This is a genomic window from Ruegeria sp. AM9, assembly GCF_056540565.1.
This window is the reverse complement of sequence record NZ_JBQFWY010000009.1, coordinates 122,125-139,690: the sequence shown is the minus strand read 5'-3', so window position 1 is coordinate 139,690 and position 17,566 is coordinate 122,125. Positions and strand designations below refer to the sequence as shown.

The 17,566-nt window shown below is 60.1% G+C and carries 17 protein-coding genes; 5 read left to right on the top strand and 12 right to left on the bottom strand.

The window, feature by feature from the left end; translation table 11 throughout:
• Positions 1–179 (top strand): universal stress protein (locus tag ACR0DO_RS15395; protein WP_480560014.1); only part of this gene is annotated, 179 nt, incomplete at its 5' end.
• Between the two features lies 1 nt (position 180).
• Here ACR0DO_RS15395 and ACR0DO_RS15390 read toward each other — a convergent pair.
• From ACR0DO_RS15390 to ACR0DO_RS15380, 3 genes are read right to left on the bottom strand one after another with little or no spacing between them, the layout of a single operon-like run.
• Positions 181–1,221 carry a lipocalin-like domain-containing protein gene (locus ACR0DO_RS15390; RefSeq protein ID WP_480560010.1) on the bottom strand — a complete coding sequence of 347 codons (1,041 nt, stop codon included), beginning with the start codon at positions 1,219–1,221 and terminating at the stop codon, positions 181–183.
• A complete protein-coding gene (locus tag ACR0DO_RS15385; protein ID WP_480560008.1) occupies positions 1,211–3,625 on the bottom strand; it encodes an FtsX-like permease family protein in 2,415 nt (804 codons plus the stop codon). The genes ACR0DO_RS15390 and ACR0DO_RS15385 overlap by 11 nt, the downstream gene beginning before the upstream one ends.
• Positions 3,622–4,269, bottom strand: a complete 648-nt coding sequence (locus ACR0DO_RS15380; RefSeq protein WP_480560006.1) for an ABC transporter ATP-binding protein — start codon at positions 4,267–4,269, stop codon at positions 3,622–3,624. The genes ACR0DO_RS15385 and ACR0DO_RS15380 overlap by 4 nt, the downstream gene beginning before the upstream one ends.
• A gap of 159 nt (positions 4,270–4,428) precedes the next feature.
• On the opposite strand from ACR0DO_RS15380, the gene ACR0DO_RS15375 reads away from it, so the two are divergent.
• Positions 4,429–4,863, top strand: coding sequence for an ion channel (locus tag ACR0DO_RS15375; protein WP_480560004.1), 435 nt, complete (start codon positions 4,429–4,431; stop codon positions 4,861–4,863).
• Here ACR0DO_RS15375 and cls read toward each other — a convergent pair.
• From cls to ACR0DO_RS15360, 3 genes are all read right to left on the bottom strand, one after another.
• Complete coding sequence (gene cls / locus ACR0DO_RS15370) at positions 4,860–6,272, bottom strand: cardiolipin synthase (protein WP_480560002.1); 1,413 nt, start codon at positions 6,270–6,272, stop codon at positions 4,860–4,862. The genes ACR0DO_RS15375 and cls overlap by 4 nt on opposite strands.
• 23 nt (positions 6,273–6,295) lie before the next feature.
• Positions 6,296–7,270, bottom strand: coding sequence for an HAD family hydrolase (locus ACR0DO_RS15365; protein WP_480560000.1), 975 nt, complete (start codon positions 7,268–7,270; stop codon positions 6,296–6,298).
• 69 nt (positions 7,271–7,339) lie between these two features.
• Positions 7,340–8,950 carry an arylsulfatase gene (locus tag ACR0DO_RS15360; protein WP_480559999.1) on the bottom strand — a complete coding sequence of 537 codons (1,611 nt, stop codon included), beginning with the start codon at positions 8,948–8,950 and terminating at the stop codon, positions 7,340–7,342.
• A 198-nt stretch (positions 8,951–9,148) separates the two neighbouring features.
• Between ACR0DO_RS15360 and ACR0DO_RS15355 the strand changes: the two genes are divergently transcribed.
• Positions 9,149–9,829 (top strand): Crp/Fnr family transcriptional regulator, encoded by a 681-nt coding sequence (locus tag ACR0DO_RS15355; protein WP_480559997.1) that lies wholly within the window; start codon positions 9,149–9,151, stop codon positions 9,827–9,829.
• Between the two features lie 3 nt (positions 9,830–9,832).
• Here ACR0DO_RS15355 and ACR0DO_RS15350 read toward each other — a convergent pair whose 3' ends face one another.
• The 6 genes from ACR0DO_RS15350 to ACR0DO_RS15325 all read right to left on the bottom strand — a co-directional run bounded on the left by ACR0DO_RS15350 (position 9,833) and on the right by ACR0DO_RS15325 (position 14,541).
• Complete coding sequence (locus ACR0DO_RS15350) at positions 9,833–10,903, bottom strand: hypothetical protein (protein ID WP_480559995.1); 1,071 nt, start codon at positions 10,901–10,903, stop codon at positions 9,833–9,835.
• Positions 10,872–11,396 carry a hypothetical protein gene (locus ACR0DO_RS15345; RefSeq protein ID WP_480559993.1) on the bottom strand — a complete coding sequence of 175 codons (525 nt, stop codon included), beginning with the start codon at positions 11,394–11,396 and terminating at the stop codon, positions 10,872–10,874. Before ACR0DO_RS15345 ends, ACR0DO_RS15350 begins: the two co-directional genes overlap by 32 nt.
• Entirely contained in the window at positions 11,287–11,550 is a 264-nt protein-coding gene (locus ACR0DO_RS15340) for a hypothetical protein (RefSeq protein WP_480559991.1), read from the bottom strand. The genes ACR0DO_RS15345 and ACR0DO_RS15340 overlap by 110 nt, the downstream gene beginning before the upstream one ends.
• Positions 11,551–11,724: 174 nt before the next feature.
• The gene (locus ACR0DO_RS15335; protein ID WP_480559989.1) at positions 11,725–12,225 is read right to left on the bottom strand and encodes an AAA family ATPase; all 501 of its coding nucleotides are present in this window, start codon (positions 12,223–12,225) and stop codon (positions 11,725–11,727) included.
• Between the two features lie 117 nt (positions 12,226–12,342).
• On the bottom strand, positions 12,343–13,452 hold the full coding sequence (locus ACR0DO_RS15330; protein ID WP_480559987.1) for an acetoin utilization protein AcuC: 1,110 nt from the start codon (positions 13,450–13,452) through the stop codon (positions 12,343–12,345).
• A 3-nt stretch (positions 13,453–13,455) separates the two neighbouring features.
• On the bottom strand, positions 13,456–14,541 hold the full coding sequence (locus tag ACR0DO_RS15325) for an AI-2E family transporter (protein WP_480559985.1): 1,086 nt from the start codon (positions 14,539–14,541) through the stop codon (positions 13,456–13,458).
• Between the two features lie 150 nt (positions 14,542–14,691).
• On the opposite strand from ACR0DO_RS15325, the gene ACR0DO_RS15320 reads away from it, so the two are divergent.
• Together ACR0DO_RS15320 and ACR0DO_RS15315 are read left to right on the top strand one after the other, a co-directional pair.
• Positions 14,692–15,558, top strand: coding sequence for a YihY/virulence factor BrkB family protein (locus ACR0DO_RS15320; RefSeq protein WP_480559983.1), 867 nt, complete (start codon positions 14,692–14,694; stop codon positions 15,556–15,558).
• Complete coding sequence (locus ACR0DO_RS15315; RefSeq protein WP_480559981.1) at positions 15,555–17,453, top strand: multiheme c-type cytochrome; 1,899 nt, start codon at positions 15,555–15,557, stop codon at positions 17,451–17,453. The genes ACR0DO_RS15320 and ACR0DO_RS15315 overlap by 4 nt, the downstream gene beginning before the upstream one ends.
• Positions 17,454–17,566: the final 113 nt, after the last annotated feature.

The window sequence follows — 17,566 nt, the reverse complement described above, 5'->3', positions numbered from 1 at the left end:
TCCGCCACGTCGTCGCCACCGGCACCGCCTATCAGGAGATTCTGCACACCGCCAAGGAAGCGGGCAGCGACCTCATCGTCATCGGCGCCCACAAACCAGACCTCAAAGACTACCTCCTAGGCCCAAACGCAGCCCGCGTCGTCAGACACTCAACCGTCTCGGTCTACGTGGTCAGGTAGATCAGTACCCCGTCATCTCAAGGTATCCGCGCCCTTGGTGGCTGCCCGAGACGATGACGGGACCTTCCCAATACTCGAAGCTTGTGCCCATCCAGGCATCGCGGGTGATGGCCGAGACCTCGACGTCCAAATCGCGGTCGGGCAGGGTGACGTGCCATTGGATGGGGACGTCCCGGCCGGCCACGCGCGCAGTGTCCATTGGCGTGAACGAGACAGAGCCATCCGGCACCGTGGTCGCTGTTCCGTCCGGCGTGATCCATGTGGCGGCCGTAAAGTCTCCGCGCCCGCCGCGCAGGCGGAAGGCCATCAGCTTGTCTCCGTCGTCAAAGCTGAGCGAGAACCAGTCCCAACCGCTTTGATCCGCCGCCAGAGGTTGCGAAGACCATTCGCGGTCCAGCCAGCCGTTGCCGGTGACCGCAACATCGCCCTCGGGCAGGTGCAGCACGCCTTCGACCGTGTAGAAGGGCTGAGAATAGTAATAGCTGGCTTGCCTATCCGCGGATTTGACCGAGTATCCGGCGTCTCCGTGGAACACCAACGGGCCTTGGGCGTTCAAGGTCAGATCATAGGCAAACTCGGCGCCGCTGGCGGAAAGGGTCAGCGCGCCAGGGTCCGCTCCGCGCATGTGCCACTCGTCGATCCAGGCCTCGAATGGGGCGGCGGTCACCCCGGCCTGACCAATCCCGCCGCGCGACAGCCGTTCGGCGAAATAGTGCGTTTCAGGCGTTGTGACTGCGGCGTGACCCATCCAGAGCTGGGGGCTCTGCCAGCCTTCGGCCTCAAACGGTTTCAAGGCGGATCGGAACAGCGTCCATTGAATGCCGTAATCGCGCCCGTCCTCATCGGTCAGGTTTGCGGTCAGGTACCACCATTCGATCCGAAAGCCGGGATGTGGGCCGTGATCGCGGGGGAATTCGAACGTATAGCCGGGTTGCGGGATGTCGAACCCCTCGGCCGAGCCGCCCAGCCCGGCATAACCCTGTGCGTGCAGGGCAGAGGGGAGCAGCAGGAACAGGACACAGAGCCATGTTTTAACGTTCATTGGCAAACACCCTTAACAAATCGGCAGGCGGCAGACGAAGCAAACGCAGTGCGGGCAGGGCGGCGGCGATAAAGGCGGCCAGCAAGGTCAGAGCGAATAGATAGGCCCAGTCGGTTGGGAACAGATACATCGGCAACCGCCAGCCAAAGGCCTGCACGTTGATCACCGCCAGCAAGGCCCATGCCAGAACCAGACCCAGAGGCAGGGCGAGCGCTGCCGTCAACGCAGCCAGCAACACGCTGCGCAAAAGCTCCAGCCGCGCCAGCTTTGCCCGCGTCAGTCCCAGCGCCCAGACCGGCGCAATCTGCGGCAGGCGCTGGGTCCACAGGGTCAGCAGGCTGGTCAGGATGGCGAACCCGGCGACGCCCAGCGTCAGGACGTTCAGCGCTGATGTCACCACAAAGGTCTTGTCAAAGATCGCCAGCGATTGCGCCTTCATCGCCGCTTGCTGAACGACCGCCTGACGTGGCAATTCGAACTGATCCCGCAGGGCTTGTGCCATCTCTGTGGCACGCTCCGGGGCGATACGAATACCGAACCTGCGCGTGTCAGCCCCCGGCGCGATCCGGTCCAGTTGGGACATCGACACGATGGCCTGTCCGGTCGGGTTTCCGTAATCCGAATAGACGCCCGCAATGGTCAGGGTATGGCCTTCTTTGAGGGTCAGCGTATCGCCGGGCCACAAGTTCGCGCGCCGGGCGAGTTGTTCGTTGATCAGCACGGCCTCGCCTGATTGAACCCGATCCCACGTGCTGTCCGAGGATGCGATGATCGGCCAGTGATCGCGATAGGTTTGGTGATCCACGATCCCGTACAGGAACAGCGGCCCCGTTTCGTGCACCAGTTCAATGCTGCGGATCGGCAGTACCGCGTCCACCTGCGGGTCGAGCCATTGCGCGATCTGCTGGCCTTGCTGGTTGTCGGTGGCGGTCACATAAAGCTCGGAGGTCAGGCGTTGATCCAGCCAGCCGGTGAAGGTCAGCCGAAAGCTGGACACCATGGTACCAACGCCGATATTCGCCGCCAGGGCCAGCAACAGCGCCATCAGGGCAAGCGACAGGCCGGGCAACTGTGCTTGCATATCGGCCCAGACCCATTGCGCGACTGGCCCGTTTGCGCTGCGCTGGAAGGCCGACAAGGAAAGCGACAGAACATAGGGAAGGATCAGGGCGGCTCCGGTCAGGATGCCGCCCACCATCGCAAACCCTGCGATCAGCCCGTCGACCGTATATCCGATGGCAATGCCGCCCGCGATCAGGACCAGCCCGATCAGCCCGGCTGTGCGGTGCCCGTCTTGCGAGCCTCGCCAGGATTGCAGGCCAGCCCCTGCCAGCAAGGGCATACGCGACAGGCGAAAAAGGGCCTGACCGCTGGCCAGCAGCGTACCTGCCAAGGCCATCGCCAGCCCAGCCAGAGCCCATTGCGGTTGCAAAGTGATCTGCCCGTCGACCGGCGCGCCGTATAGACCGCGCAGGGTGGCGGCGACGTCAGGCAGCAAGGCTCCGGCCAGAAAGAAGCCAAGGATCAATCCCAACAGGCCGCCGATCAGGGCCAGCAGGGTCAGTTCAGCCATGATCATCCAGACCAGCCGTCGCATCGAAACACCCAGAGCCCGCAAGGTTCGGATCACTGCCCGCCGCTGCGCAAAGGCCAGCCCGACAGTCCCGTGGACGATGAACAGCCCGACCGCAAAGGACAGCAGGCCAAAGGCCGTCAGGTTCAGGTGAAAACTGTCCGTCAACTGGGCTGCATCCAGCCGGGAGGAGGCCTCAACGCGCTCCAGTTCAGGTGCAATCTCAGATAGCGAAGGAATGCCGCGCGGCTGATCTGGTAACACCAGCAGGCGGGAAATCTGGCCGGGTTTTTCCAACAGTGTCTCAGCCACGCCGATATCGGTAAGGATCAGGTCGGGCGGGACGGCTTCAGACTGAAGGATCGGGGGCAGACCGTCCTGCGCTCTCAGCACCTCGGCAAGTTCCGGGGATGACAGCAGACGGCCGGGTGCGGTCAGCATGTCGGCCGGATCGGGGGGGGATTGGGAACGTTCGATCTGCGTCACGGCGGGCAGGGCGGGGTAGGACACCATATCGACGCCCATCAACTGCACGGTGCGTCCGTTCAGGCGCAGGGGGCCTTCCAGAACCGCCGCCACTTGCCACCCGGCACGGCGCAGCGCGACATAGCGCGCAATCGGGATCGGGCCGGACGGGTTACGCAATTCGTCATGCAGACCCAGCGCAAGCTGATCACTGGCGCGCTGATAGCTGGCGCGTGCCTCGGCATTGATCGCCTGTACGGCGGACCACAGACCCGTTGCCAGCGCAATTCCGACCAGCAGAGTCGCCAGTTGCAGCTTGTGACGCCGCCAATGCGACAGCAGGGCCTGTATGACCGCGCCGGTCATGTGATGTGACCACCCGCCAGATGCGCGTGCTGGTCCAGCCGCCCGGCGATGTTCTGCGAATGTGTGACCAACAGCAACGCGGCCCCGGTATCGGCCACCAGCGCAAGCATAAGGTCCAGCACATTGGCGCTGGCGGTTTCGTCCAGATTGCCGGTGGGTTCATCCGCCAGCAGCAGTTTCGGCCGCGCCGCCATGGCGCGCCCAATGGCGACGCGCTGCTGCTGTCCGCCCGAAAGGCTCTCGGGGAAGCGGTTGAGCAAGCCGGACAGGCCCAGCCTTTCCGTCAACTGCGCGGTCCAATCGATGTCCTCGCGGCCAGACAGCCGGGCGTGAAACGAAAGGTTCTGCGCGACGGTCAATGAGGGGATCAGGTTGAATTGCTGAAACACCAGCGAAACGCTTTGGCGGCGCAGCGCGGCGCGCCCCGCGTCATCCAGTGGTGACAGGGCGGTGCCGTCCAGCGTGATCTCTCCGTCGTCGAAACTGTCCAATGCCGCTGCCAGGTTGAGCAGCGTGCTTTTGCCGCTGCCGCTTTCTCCGGTCAGGGCCAGCGTCTGTCCCTGATCGAGGGTCAGCGACACGTCCCGCAAAACCGGTCGTCCACCCGGATAGGATTTCTGGACCTTGTCGATCGTCAGCAACATGCAAAAAACCTCGGACTGTGCCCGCAACAATGTGCGCCGCCATGCGGCAGAGTCCAGCACCCAACCGCATTCGTTTCCATTCGCCGCAGCCTTGTCCTTTTTCGGTTAAGTCGCCATTGTGGTGGAACTTCTTCAGGCCGAAACATGATAAGCGAATTGATGACGTTAACGCAGCAGATCCTTTGGGGCAGTATCTATCTGGGCATCTGCTTTCTGATCGAGATCATACTTCTGACGTGGTGCACGCAGGTTGTACGGGGTGCGTCCCTGCGATTGGAAAACAGCAAAAGGTTCGTTTCGATCGCCGCCCCGATCTGTATCGCCCTCGTTTTTATCGTCATGATCCACACGTTTCAGGTCTGGCTGTGGGCTGTTGTCTGGGTGCTGGGGGATGTGCTGCCTGACTGGAACTCAGCGCTGTATTTCTCGTTGGTGACATTCACGACACTGGGCTACGGCGACATCGTTCTGGGCGAGCCGCTGCGCATATTCGGCGCTTTTGCCTCGGTCACAGGACTGTTGGCCTTCGGGTTATCCACTGCCTTTATGGTCGCGCTGATGACGCAGGTCTTCAAAGAAGAGCTTATGTCCTAGAGGATCGGCGCGAACAGCCGTGCAAGCGGTGACCCAAACCGGATATAGGCCGGTTGGTCGGGCAGTTTTTTGGTCAGCTCATAGCATTTTTCGAAATCGGCCCGCAGCATCTTGTCCACCGCCTGCGCGGCGCCTTGGTCAAAGAACAGGGCCATTGCTTCGAAATTCAGACGGAAAGAGCGATTGTCCAGATTGGTGGTCCCAACCGCCGCTAGCGTGTCGTCGACCACAAAGGCCTTCTGGTGCATGAAACCGTCGGTGTAGCGGAACACCCGCGCGCCGCATTCCCTGACCTCGTCAAAATAGGCGAAGGCGGCCAGCCAGGGCAGACGGTGGTCAATCACGTCCGGCACCAGAATGCGCACATCCACGCCACGCAGCGCGGCGTGTTGCAGCGCGGTCATGATGTCGATGTCAGGCACGAAATAGGGCGAGGCGATCCACAGCCTTTCCCTCGCTTCGGTAATGGCAGCAAAGAACATCATCGCGCCGGTTTCGGTGTCGTCGCCGGGGCCAGTCGCAACGATCAGGGCGTTCATGTCCTGCTCGGACTCTGATCCGGCCCAGTCCAGTTGTTCGATCAGGTCCTCTCCATGCGCCCAATGCCAGTCTTCGGTGAAAATCAGCTGCAACTGACGGACGATATGGCCGGTCATCCTGATATGCGTGTCACGCCAATGGCCGAAATGCGCGTCTTGGCCGAGGTATTCCACACCTACGTTGTGCCCGCCGATAAAGCCCGTCTCACCGTCAATGATCACGGTCTTGCGGTGATTGCGGTAATTCAGCTGAAAGCGGTATTGCGGCCCGCGACGGTCGCGCGGATTGGCGATCTCGATCCCGGCGGCGCGCAGTTCGTCCAGATAGGCTGTCGGCAGGCCATAGCTGCCTACCGCATCGGTCATGAAGCGCACCGACACACCGCGTTTGGTGGCGGCGATCAGCTTTTCCTTGAGCTGTTTTCCCAGCGCGTCATCTCGCACGATGTAAAACTGGATCAGGACGTAATTCCGCGCCGCATCGATAGCCTGGAAAATGGAGTCGAAGGTCGCTTGCCCGTCGATCAACAGTTCCGCTCCGTTCCCGCGTGAGACCGGCAGATGCGCCAGCGCCTCGAACGGGCGCGGGTTGATGGGCATCAACTCGGGGTCAGGTTGCGAGAAATCCGCGAATGTCTTGATGCCCTCGACAACCCGCTCGCTGTGCTTGCGAGCGATGCGATAGCCCCGGAAGCGGTGGTGTCCCAGAAACAGATACAGCGGCACCCCCACAAACGGGACCGAGATCAAAAGGACCACCCACCCGACGGCCCCTTGCGGCGTGCGGGCGGTTTGGGCCGCCCGTATCGAAAACACCGCGGCCGTCACATACAGAAAGAAGACGAACGCGGAAACAAGCAGTGTCCACATGGGGTTATCGGTCTCTGAGTGCCTTATTCGGCTCCAGTGTAGATGCGATCCCAGTCTTGCGCCATATCAACAATGACCCAGCCCATGTCGGGGCCTTTATCCAACCCGTCGACCAGTTTTCCAATCGGGCTTTCGCGGTCATAGGCCCATTCGCGCTCGGCATCGGTGTGATGGATCAGAACGCCCAGACGCGGGCCATCACCTGCGGTGGTCCATTCCAACATTGCGAAATCTCCGTCCGAGTTGCCGCCGGCCAGAATAGGGCGCCTGCCGATTGTGCGTTCAATGTTGATCGGCTTGCCCTCCTTGTCATCGACAAAGGCGATGCCGGGGGCCTTGGTGATCGTGGGTGTGCCCTCGGCCGTTTCATAGGTCGTGTCGGCATAGGTGCCCAAAATTTGCTCGGGCGGAATGCCATAGGCACCTTCGGCAAAAACGCGCATGAAATGCAGACCACCGCCCGAGACGATATAGGTGCGGAAACCTTCATCTCTGAGATAGCGCAAAAGTTCCACCATCGGCTGATAGGTCATCTGATTATAGGGCAGACCGGTATCGGGGTGACGTGCGGTATCCAGCCACTCGGCAACGGACGCCTGGAATTCTTCGACGCTGATGCCGGAATGCGAGGCGTTCAGAACCTCGATCAAGGCATCGTGGCCGCCTTCGACGACAGCCTGCAGATCACCTTGTGCCGCTGCTTCCAGCGTCGGTGTCGCCAGGACCGAGGGGTCAGCCTTGGCCAGTTCGGCAAGCCGGTCCATGGCGAAAGTCAGTTGGAAATAGACGGGTTGTTCTGCCCATAGTGTCCCATCATTGTCGAACACCGCCACCCGCGCGGCCGGCGTGACGTAGTCGGCTCCGTTCGGATCAGTGACGGCCTCGACAAATTCAATGATCCTGTCCTTGGACGCGGACGTGCTCCAACTGGGCAGAGGGTCCGCGAACACGGCCATCGGAGCGATGACAAGTGCGGCTGAAAGAACTGAGTTCCTCATGATAAATTCCCTGTTTTCAATCGGTAAAGGGCCGCCGTTTGACGAGCGGCCCTTCGCTTTCTGAGGGGGTCAGTTGTTGGTAGGCGAGGACAGTTTCTCCATCACCTGGTCCAGGTTGAAGCTGGCAGCCTTTTGGCGCGGCGGAAATTCCTGGAAGGTTTCCAGGAAGCTGCCGACATATTGCTGCGCGGGTACCAGGAAATAGGCCCGGTCCAACAGCCAGTCGTAATAGGTGTTGGACGTCCGGTAGGCCCGCTCATAGGGGTCGCGGCGCAGGTTCACGATCAGCGGTATGCGCAGTTCGGTCCAGGGTTCGATCCAGGCCCGCAGGGTGGCCCATGCCTTCTGCTCGAGGAAAATCAGCTTCCAGTCATCAAAGCGCAAAGCAGTCAGGTCACCGTCATCCGAGAAATAGAAGATCTCGCGACGCGGGCTTTCCGTAGTTTCGCCGGTCAGCAGGGGCAGGATGTTGTAGCCGTCCAGATGCACCTTGTAGTCGCGGCCCATGCCTGACGAGTTGTAACCGGCCTTCAGCTTTTCCTTGATGTCCGGGTCACCGGCAACAGCAAGGTAAGTCGGCAGCCAGTCCATATGGTGCACGATCTCGTTGGTGACCGATCCGGCCTCGATCTGGCCCGGCCAGCGTACCATCGACGGAACGCGCCAGCCGCCTTCCCAGTTGGTGTTCTTTTCACCCCAGAACGGCGTCGCCGCGGCGTCCGGCCACGTGTTCATATGCGGTCCGTTGTCGGTGGAGTAGTGAACGATGGTATTGTCGGCAATGCCGAGCTCATCCAGCAGGTCCAGCAACTGGCCCACATGCATGTCATGTTCGATCATGCCTGCGGTGTATTCGTCGGCGCTGCCACCGAATATCTCGTTCGCCTGAGCGCGCATCTCATCCTTGACGTGGGTGCGGAAGTGCATCCGGGTGCCGTTCCACCAGACATAGAAGGGCTGGCCTTGTTCATGGGCACGCTTGATGAAGTCGATGGCCGCAGCGACGGTTTCTTCGTCTACCGTCTCCATGCGTTTGCGGGTCAGGGGGCCGGTATCTTCGATGGTGCCGTCGGCCTTGGACTTTATCACGCCGCGTGGACCATAGGCCTCGCGGAAGGTGCGCCCGTCTGGCAGAACCGCATCTCCGGGGTAGTCTTCGTTTTCAGGTTCTTCCTCGGCATTCAGGTGGTAGAGGTTTCCAAAAAACTCATCAAATCCGTGGTTTGTCGGAAGATGCTCATCTTTATCGCCCAGGTGGTTCTTGCCGAATTGACCGGTGACATAGCCGTGGTCCTTCAGCAGGCCGGCGATGGTCGGATCTTCGACCTGCATCCCCAGATCGGCGCCGGGCAGACCCACCTTGGACAGGCCGGTCCGGAACACCGATTGCCCCATGATGTAGGACGAACGGCCGGCGGTACAGGATTGTTCGCCATAGTAATCGGTGAAAATCATGCCTTCCTTGGCGACGCGGTCGATATTTGGCGTCTGATAGCCCATCAGGCCCATCGTATAGGCCGAGATGTTGGACTGTCCGATATCGTCACCCCAGATGACCAGAATGTTGGGTTTCTGGTCTTGCGCCCAAGCGGGAAGTGCCAACGCAACGGCGACGGTAGCCACGGCAATACGACGCAACTCGGTGCGCCACCTGTATGCAATCGAACGTGGTGGTGACATTGTAAGCTCCTGATCTGTAAGACTCTGCGGATCCGGCAGGTGTGTATTAGCTTGATGGCTGGAGAATTAAGCCAATGCGGTTCGGAAAAATGTCGAAATCTGAACGCCCAAGCTCCACCCATCCGGGATTCGAATGCGGTCAGGTTAGGCGATCTGCGGGATTGAAAACTCATCATATGATGATATTGAAAAATTCTAATGTTTGACAAAGCACATAATCTGAAACTCTTGCAGGAGGCCGGGTGGTTCAGCAAGCGCTCGGACGCGTTTCAGCGCGATTTGATGGTATGCGGGTCGGCAAAAACCTATGAGCCGTGGGAAGCGCTGTATCACCACGGAGACCCGGCAAACGGAATATTTGCCGTCCTCAGCGGCGGTGTTCAGATCACCGCACCGGCGGATGATGGGCAGGAATTCGTCATTCACCGCGAGGGTGCCGGGTTCTGGATCGGGGATCTGGCTCTTTTCGCGGACACCCCTCGGCTGATCAGCGTCGTCACCACGCAAGAGACACAAGCCCTGTTCTTTCCGCACTCGCGTATCGCCAAGCTGGTTCAGGCCAATCCCGCTTATATCCACGAGTTTTATGCGCTGACGCAGGAGAATATGCAGACCGCGCTGCGAATAATGGCCAACCTCGCGGTGACCGGCAGTGAAAAACGGCTGGTTCTGCGGCTGCTTCATCTGGATGAGGGGACGTCAAAATCCGATGGTTGGATCGTGGTGTCGCAAGATGAGCTGGCCGAGATGATCGCCGTGTCGCAACCCACATTACACCGCAGCCTGCACCGTCTTGCAGATCTGGACCTGATCGAACTCGGCTACGGGCGTGTGCGGTTAAAGGACCGGCAGGCGTTGATTGCCAGTTGCCAGACCTGAGGGTCAGGGGTTCAGCGGCGGAAGCGTCTTCGCATGTTTTCCTGGGGCGGCCATTAGAGCGTCCAGCGCGGAAACGGCTCTGCGCCAATCTGCTTTTTTCTTATCTTTAACAAATGCATACTGTGCGGAGCCAATCTGAAGTAGACACGCTTCAAGTTCGCCGTACCCTTGCGGGACTTCACAGCGCCGCTTCCAGATTTCCAGCGCGGAATACGCAGCGGGCAGGTCCTGATCAAGCAGCGCCTCGCGCAATTGCACGAGGGCATATTTCGCTGACGCATGGTAGGCTTGGTTACGTGCGTCCTTCCAGCTTCGATATCGCGGCATCGACCACCGCATAACGGCCCAAACAACGACGACGGTCGCGGCAGCCCAAAACAGATACCTGATCAGGGTCTCCGGGGACGGAGGCCCGGATTTCGGGGCGGTAAGCTTCAGGTCCACGGCGCCGACATTCACGGTTTCTACGCTGTTCGTCGTCAGGTTGAACCATTGCAACGAAACCGACGGCAGCTGAACTTCACCTCCGTCTTGCGCGAGGTAAACTGTTTCATCAATACGTTTGCCTGACAGGATACCCCGATCCTCTGTTTCTGAGAATCGTGGCTCTTTGGGATAAGCTCGCAGTAAAGGATCCTGATTTTCTGGGATTAATTGCGGTATCAGGATTGGGCTTGTACCTGAAATACGCGCCGTCAACCGCCGTGTGACGGCATCGCCAGCCTGCATTTCGGTTGGGCCTTCGATTTCTTGTTCCAGGTCAAAACCTGTCGCGATGATCAGCGGATTCAAATCGCGCGCGCCATCAGGGATCACAGAGTTCACCTTGATCGGCGGCAGCGAAACGGAAATCTGGGTCGGATTGTTCGTTTCCGGGTCTGCAAAAGTGACCGTCATGTCCTGGGCGTGAAACTCGATCACTCCTGGCACCAACGGGTAAATTCGATAGCTCCGCTGAACACCGGACCATGTCTCTCCGTTCACAGTCTCGCTGATAGGACCCGAGGCGCGCTCGGGCAGTCGCACCAGCAGATTTTCCTGTTCAAACGCAGGAAAGGCCGGAGGGGAAGGCATATTGGTCTGCTTTCAATCTCGCATAGCCTTCGTAATAGGGATCCTCAAACAACTCGGCGGCGTCCGCATAGCGTTTTTGGTTCATTGCAATTTGACCCTGTTGATCCGGGGTAAGGAACCAATCGCGCCAACCTTCTGCACGCGCGGGGCCTGCGGGCTGTATCAGGAACAATCCCAACAAGGCCCACCGGATCACCCAGCCCCGCCGGAACCAGAGCAGCGTTAGCAGCGCCGCAGGCCATGCCAACACCCAGCCTCGGTCCTGCCAATCCAGACGATCATCTTCATCCAAGGCATCCACATAAGCTGTTTGGATTTGCCGCTGCAGCCGAGCGATATCCCTGTCACCAGTGGAAAACGGAACCACGACGGCGTTCTTCAGATTACGCAACTGCACAATCTCGCCACCGTCGGGGAGCATGGTACGAAAGAAAACCTGCGTCTTTGCGGTCCGAAACTCTGCAAGCTGCGATGGGTCGAGATCGTCCAGCACAAACAGGACCGCAAAGATGCAGGATTTCCGCTATCACATCATCCGCCGATTTGGCGCTGCCCTGCGCCTCAAAGCTGAGCGTGATGCGGTGGCGAAAGACGTCATGGGCGATGGCGCGTACATCCGCCGGGTCAACGTAATCGCGTTCATTCATCCAGGCGTGGGTTCGCCCGCATTTGTCCAGCGTTAGTGATGCGCGCAGGATGGCAACGATTTAAATCTAACTGGCAAGCTCTTCGCTGTACTTCTCGGGCGTTCTGGTGGCTTGCACGAGGTCTGCCATATATCGGTCCATAGCGTCGGGCACGTGGATCTGGCCGATCTCTGATCAGGCCTGAAACACGGCGTCCTGCGGGATTGGCGTCGGCATACTGACCGTCGTGCCGGATCCGGCGGCGATCTGTTCACCGCGCACCAGACGGGTCACTTCAACCTCGTCTTCGACCTGCCGTTCCGCCATCGCTTCCAGCAACGCAGCCTGAACCTTGGCCGGTGCGCGGTTGATCTCGTCGGCCAGAACGAGGTTGGCAAAGATCGGGCCGGAGTTGAAGCGAAAGGTGCCGCCGTTGCCGGTTTGCTGGAACACTTCGGTTCCGGTGACGTCCGAGGGCAGCAGGTCCGGCGTGAACTGTATCCTGCTGAAACTGGCGTCCAGATTGCGCGCCATGGCCTTGACAGCACGGGTTTTTGCCAGACCGGGCAAGCCCTCGATCAGCAGATTGCCGTTAGCCAACAATCCGATGAGCAGCCGGTCGATCACCTCGGTCTGACCGATAATCGCCTGACCCATGCGGGCTTTAAGATCAAGTATCTGATTAAGTGCATTCATCTATTTGGTCCAATCGTGGCCGGACGTCGGGAAGGACATGGCGGGGTGCGCCGGGGCGAGATGAGATGGAATGTGCAGTAATGATCGGACGTTAACAGCCTTGCCGTGTCCGATCCACTATGAAATCCGTTCCGCGATATGGTGCAGATCGGCGCGCAGTTCGGGGCGAATTTCCCCCTGGTTCGGCGTATCGCGCAGAGTTACGAGCCAGTGACGGGGCGGTTGTTTGCCGGCCGCGCGGTTCCATGTCAGGTCACCAAGCACCGATTGTGCCTCGTCATTCAACAGGTCGGGTATGGCGGTCTTGTTCAAAGTCGCCCAAACGCCGGTCCACAGCCGCGCGACGGACCAAGGGTTATAACCACCACCTCCCAGAACCAGCAGACGGGGGGCCATATCGCGCAGAGAGGTAACGGCACGCCAATGCGCGTTGTTGGACAGGGTCAGCCGAGACAGCGGGTCCTCGGCCACCGCATCCGCGCCGCATTGCAACACAATGGCCTGCGGGTCAAAGGAGGCGGTCGCGGGCAGGATCAACTGGTCGAGGATGGCGTTGAACTCATCATCATTGAGGTTGCGCGCAACAGGAAGGTTGAATGCCGCCCCGCCCGCATCGTCGTCCAGAGTGCCGCTGAACGGCCAGCGGGACCCTTCGTGCATCGAGATCATCCGCACCTTTGTTGACCCGCGGAAGGCGGTCTCGACACCATCGCAGTGATGGGCGTCGATATCCACATAAACGATCCGGTCGAGACCGGCATTCAGCAGGGTCAGGATCGCCAACACCGGATCGTTCAGATAGCAAAAGCCGTTTGCCCGGTTGGCAAGCCCATGATGCGTGCCACCTGCGGGGTTAAAGACAATTCCGCCATCCCGGATCAACTCTGCCCCCAACATCGATCCACCGGCGGCCGTGGCCGGGCGGCGGTACATCTCGGGGAATACGGGGTTCGACAGGGTGCCCAGCGCGTATTTTTCCCGTGTCTCGTCGGACACCGCCTGATCCCTCTCGGCCTGTTGCAGGGCCGCGATATAGTCCGCTGTGTGAAACGCCGCCAATGCTGAAGGTTTCGCGCAGGGGCTGACCCGGTAGTTCGATGACGACAACCACCCCTGCGCCCTGCACAGATCAATGACGGTAGAGACGCGCGGAATGGCCAGAGGGTGTTTCGAGCCATAGGTCGAGTTGCGATAGATTTCCGATCCGATGAACAGGGGGCGCTGCATCGTCTAGCGTGCTATGCGCGGGCTGTTTTCCTCGCCCAACCGGCCGTCCAGCGACATCAGGATCGCAACCGGGCGCAGGGCGGGAATATGGCTGAAGACGATCAGGATGCAGACGGTCAGGGGGACGCTCAGGAAAGCTCCGATCAGGCCCCAGATCGTGGTCCAGAACATCAGCGCCAGAATGACCAGAAAGGTCGACATGTTCAGCGACCGGCCCAGCAGGGCAGGGTCCAGAAAATTGCCGATCAGGAATTGGATGGTGCCACAACCCAGCACGATGATCAGGAACGGGCCGATGCTGTCGAACTGAACCAGCGCAATCATTGACGGGAAGATCACCGCGATGATCGACCCGATGGACGGAATGAAGTTCAGCGCAAAGGTCAGCACGGCCCAGGTTTCGGCAAACTCCAGCCCCAGCAGCTTGAACACCGAATAGCTGATGCCCGCCGTGATCAGGCTGATCAGGGTTTTCACCCCGACATAGCGTTGCAGGCTGAACGTGATCGCATCCAGGATTGAGGCGAACTCGATGCCAGTTTTCGGGTCACCGGCGGCCAGCTGGATCTTTTTGCGAAAGGCCAGACGCTCGGCCATCAGGAAGGCGACATAGAGGCTGATCAGAAAGAACTGGTTCAGCAATGACGTGGCGCTACCCAGAAGGATGCGTGCGACATAGGACATGTCGATATTGATCAGGTTATCGCGGATGAACTTGGTTACGTCATTGCCCACCAAACCGGTGACGCGATTGACTGCGGCATCGAACTGGCTTTCGTAGGTGCCGATCGTGCGGGCAAACTGGGTTGCCTGACTGCCCAGAATATACATGATCACGAATAAGCCGGCCAAAACCACCGTGACACCCGCAACATTCGCCAACCAGACCGGCATCCGGGTCAGGGCGATGATCCTGTCGCTAAGCGCGATGATCAGGACATTGATCAGCAGGGCCATCGTCAACGGGATCAGAAACGCGGCCCCGGCGTATAGGCCCAGAACCACAAGTGTCGTCACAATCGACACATCCCGAACAACGGACAGCTTGAGCTTTGTCGGCTTCACGATATCGTCTTGGCCCGGTGTCATGCGTTGGCTCGTCCTGAGAATTGCGCTTGTATCCGATCCTGCACAGCAGGGCCGGATTATGCAATGCGCCCAAATGTTTGTCAGAGATTATTTGCGCAGCATATGGATTTGCCGGTTCAGTGGTTGGGGCAGGCGGGTTAGGCTTTGGGGATGAATGCCCGCGTGATTCCCTTCTTTGGCCGGCCCGTTCAGGCGCTCTGGGTGGCCGTGACCCGTTTCGACGCCAAGAACGGCTTTGTCATGAGCAGCCACGTCGCCATGTCGCTGATGCTGGCGCTGTTTCCCTTTGCCCTGTTCACCGTGGCGCTGGCGGGATCACTGTCCCAAGATTATGTCACCAACGAATTGATCGAGTTGATTTTTGGCGCATGGCCCAAGGATGTGGCGGGGCCGATCGTGGCCGAGCTTCGCTCGGTTCTGGCCGAGTCCGGGTCGGGCGTGATCACGTTGGGCGGTTTGCTGGCAGTGTTTTTTGCCTCGAACGGGGTATTGGCCGTGCGCAAGGCGATGAATCAGGCCTACCACGATCACGACAGCTGGCCGTTCTGGAAAACCCGGCTGCTCTGTTTGGGTTTGGTGGTCGTCGGTGGCATAACCATCATGATCATAGCAGCGGTCGAGGTCGTCCTGCCGGTCTATACGCAGTTGGTTTCGGAAAAGACTGATGTGAACGTGTCCGATTGGTTGTCGGTGGATCGCTTGCGCTGGACCTTCACAGTAGGTGTTCCAGTGGGGGTCGTGGTGCTGGCGCATCTGATCCTGCCGACCGGCCGTCACAAACTGCGGCAAATTCTACCCGGCGTACTGTTGACGCTGGCGTTGTGGGCAGCAGGAGGATGGGGGTTTTCTGTCTATATTGCGCAGTTTGCCTCGTACAGCGCCACCTATGCAGGGTTGGCCGGAGCAATGGCGGCCCTGATCTTTCTGTATCTCTGCGCGGCGATCCTGATCCTTGGGGCCGAATACAACGGGGCGCTGATGGACCTGCAGAACGATGCTGACGGACCTGAAGCGTGAGGGCCGTTTTTCTTGTCTGGATGTTCCTGCCTGCAGTCGCTTTTGGCCAGATGCCCGAATATGTTGGCTCGGATCAATGCATCGAATGCCACACCGCCGAGGCCGAGGCGTGGGCGACCTCCCATCACGCGCTGGCCTGGACTGAGGTTGAGGCCGGGCATGTGGCGGCAGATTTTGACAGAGCCCGGTTTGACCACGACGGCATGACGGTCGAATTCAGCACAAGCAGCGATGGATTGCGGGCCAACGTGACCGAAAAGGACGGCGTCACAACTGAGTACGGCGTGCATTCGGTCGTGGGGATCGCACCCTTGCAGCAATACTTGTTCGAAACCGAACCCGGCCGGTTACAGAGTTTCGATGTCGTCTGGGATACCGAGGCCCGACAGTGGTTCCACCTCTATCCCGATCAGGACCTGCCGCCTGATGATGGGCTGCACTGGACCGGCCCCTACAAGAACTGGAACGCCCGCTGCGCGGAATGCCACGCAACGGGCTATGAAAAAAACTACGAGGTGCAGACCCGCAGCTATGCTTCGACGCAGTCTGAGATCGGGGTCGGGTGCGAGGCCTGCCACGGTCCCGGATCGGCTCATATCGACTGGACGCAGGGTCAGACACTGGCTGCTGATCTGAACGAATTTGGTTTCACCATGAGCTGGGGCAGGGGCCGGACCGAGGCCGAAATCCAGCAATGCGCCGGATGCCATTCCCGGCGCGAGGCGCATGGCGACGGCAACCCGATCCCCGGAACGCCTTATCACGACGCCTATAATCTGGCGGTGCTGCGCCCCGGTCTCTATCACCCGGACGGGCAGATTTTGGACGAGGTTTATGTCTATGGCTCGTTCCTGCAATCCAAGATGTACGCGCAAGGCGTCGGGTGCATGAACTGTCATGACCCGCACAGTGCCGAGCTGAAGGCGGACGGAAACGGGGTCTGTACGCAATGCCACTCACCGGCGGGCAATCCTGACTTTCCGACCCTGACCGCCAAGGACTACGACACGCCCGCGCACCACCATCATCCGGAAGACAGCGCGGGCGCGCAGTGCAAGTCCTGCCACATGATCGAACGTGTCTATATGGGTGTTGACGGGCGGCGCGATCACAGCTTCCGTATTCCGCGCCCCGATCTTGGGTTGGGCCAAGATGCCTGCACCGATTGCCATCAGGCCGAGGATCAGGCCTGGGCCGCGCAGCAGATTGAGGAGTGGTTTCCAGCCTCAGCCCACCGTGCCCCGCACTATGGGACCACGTTTCAGGCGGCTCTGGACGGGCGCGCTGATGCGCCGGGTGCGTTGCTGGGGATCGCGACTGACACTGCCCAGCCGGGCATCGTCCGCGCCACGGCGGCTTATCTGCTGCAACCCTTCGGCTCGGCAGATGTCGCGAAAAGAACGGCGTCTTTGTTGTCTGACACCGACCCACTGGTGCGCGCGAATGCGGTGGTCCTGCAACGTCAGGCCGCCCAGCCGGATCAGGTTCGGCGGCTGGAGCCCTTGCTGTCTGACCCATTGCGCAACGTCCGCATCTCGGCCGCCAAGGAGTTCCTGAATATACCTGGCCAGGCCCTGAACCCGGAACAGCAGGCGAAGGTGGCGCAGGGAATGGAGGAATGGCAGGGTGCGATTGCGAACCGACTGGATTTCCCTGAAACCCACCTTGTTCTGGGCGGCATGGCCCTGACCTTCCGCAACGCCCCGGCCGCTGAGCGCGCCTTTCGAGAGGTTGTTACCCTGGACCCGCAACGGGCCGAGGCGTGGCCCATGTTGGTGCAACTGGCACAGATCAACAATGGTCCGGATGCCGCGCGGGGCGCGCTGCAAGAGGGGTTGAAGGTGCTGCCGGACGATCCGGGGCTGCTGCAACTCAGGACGCAGTTGGCCCCGTGAGTCGGCACCGCTTGGCCCGGTTTAGGCCACGATCCCGGCAAATTTGGGCGTTAACCATGAGCAACGCAGAAACCCCGCCATGCCCAAAGGTGACCCATGCCGGAGAAACCGGT

What these genes read in the sequence shown, in the direction of transcription:
- ACR0DO_RS15390 (WP_480560010.1), bottom strand. Translation starts at nt 1,221, where the DNA reads ATGAACGTTAAAACATGGCTCTGTGTCCTGTTCCTGCTGCTCCCCTCT.
- ACR0DO_RS15385 (WP_480560008.1), bottom strand. Translation starts at nt 3,625, where the DNA reads ATGACCGGCGCGGTCATACAGGCCCTGCTGTCGCATTGGCGGCGTCAC.
- ACR0DO_RS15380 (WP_480560006.1), bottom strand. Translation starts at nt 4,269, where the DNA reads ATGTTGCTGACGATCGACAAGGTCCAGAAATCCTATCCGGGTGGACGA.
- ACR0DO_RS15375 (WP_480560004.1), top strand. Translation starts at nt 4,429, where the DNA reads ATGACGTTAACGCAGCAGATCCTTTGGGGCAGTATCTATCTGGGCATC.
- cls (WP_480560002.1), bottom strand. Translation starts at nt 6,272, where the DNA reads ATGTGGACACTGCTTGTTTCCGCGTTCGTCTTCTTTCTGTATGTGACG.
- ACR0DO_RS15365 (WP_480560000.1), bottom strand. Translation starts at nt 7,270, where the DNA reads ATGAGGAACTCAGTTCTTTCAGCCGCACTTGTCATCGCTCCGATGGCC.
- ACR0DO_RS15360 (WP_480559999.1), bottom strand. Translation starts at nt 8,950, where the DNA reads ATGTCACCACCACGTTCGATTGCATACAGGTGGCGCACCGAGTTGCGT.
- ACR0DO_RS15355 (WP_480559997.1), top strand. Translation starts at nt 9,149, where the DNA reads ATGTTTGACAAAGCACATAATCTGAAACTCTTGCAGGAGGCCGGGTGG.
- ACR0DO_RS15350 (WP_480559995.1), bottom strand. Translation starts at nt 10,903, where the DNA reads ATGCCTTCCCCTCCGGCCTTTCCTGCGTTTGAACAGGAAAATCTGCTG.
- ACR0DO_RS15340 (WP_480559991.1), bottom strand. Translation starts at nt 11,550, where the DNA reads ATGAATGAACGCGATTACGTTGACCCGGCGGATGTACGCGCCATCGCC.
- ACR0DO_RS15335 (WP_480559989.1), bottom strand. Translation starts at nt 12,225, where the DNA reads ATGAATGCACTTAATCAGATACTTGATCTTAAAGCCCGCATGGGTCAG.
- ACR0DO_RS15330 (WP_480559987.1), bottom strand. Translation starts at nt 13,452, where the DNA reads ATGCAGCGCCCCCTGTTCATCGGATCGGAAATCTATCGCAACTCGACC.
- ACR0DO_RS15325 (WP_480559985.1), bottom strand. Translation starts at nt 14,541, where the DNA reads ATGACACCGGGCCAAGACGATATCGTGAAGCCGACAAAGCTCAAGCTG.
- ACR0DO_RS15320 (WP_480559983.1), top strand. Translation starts at nt 14,692, where the DNA reads ATGAATGCCCGCGTGATTCCCTTCTTTGGCCGGCCCGTTCAGGCGCTC.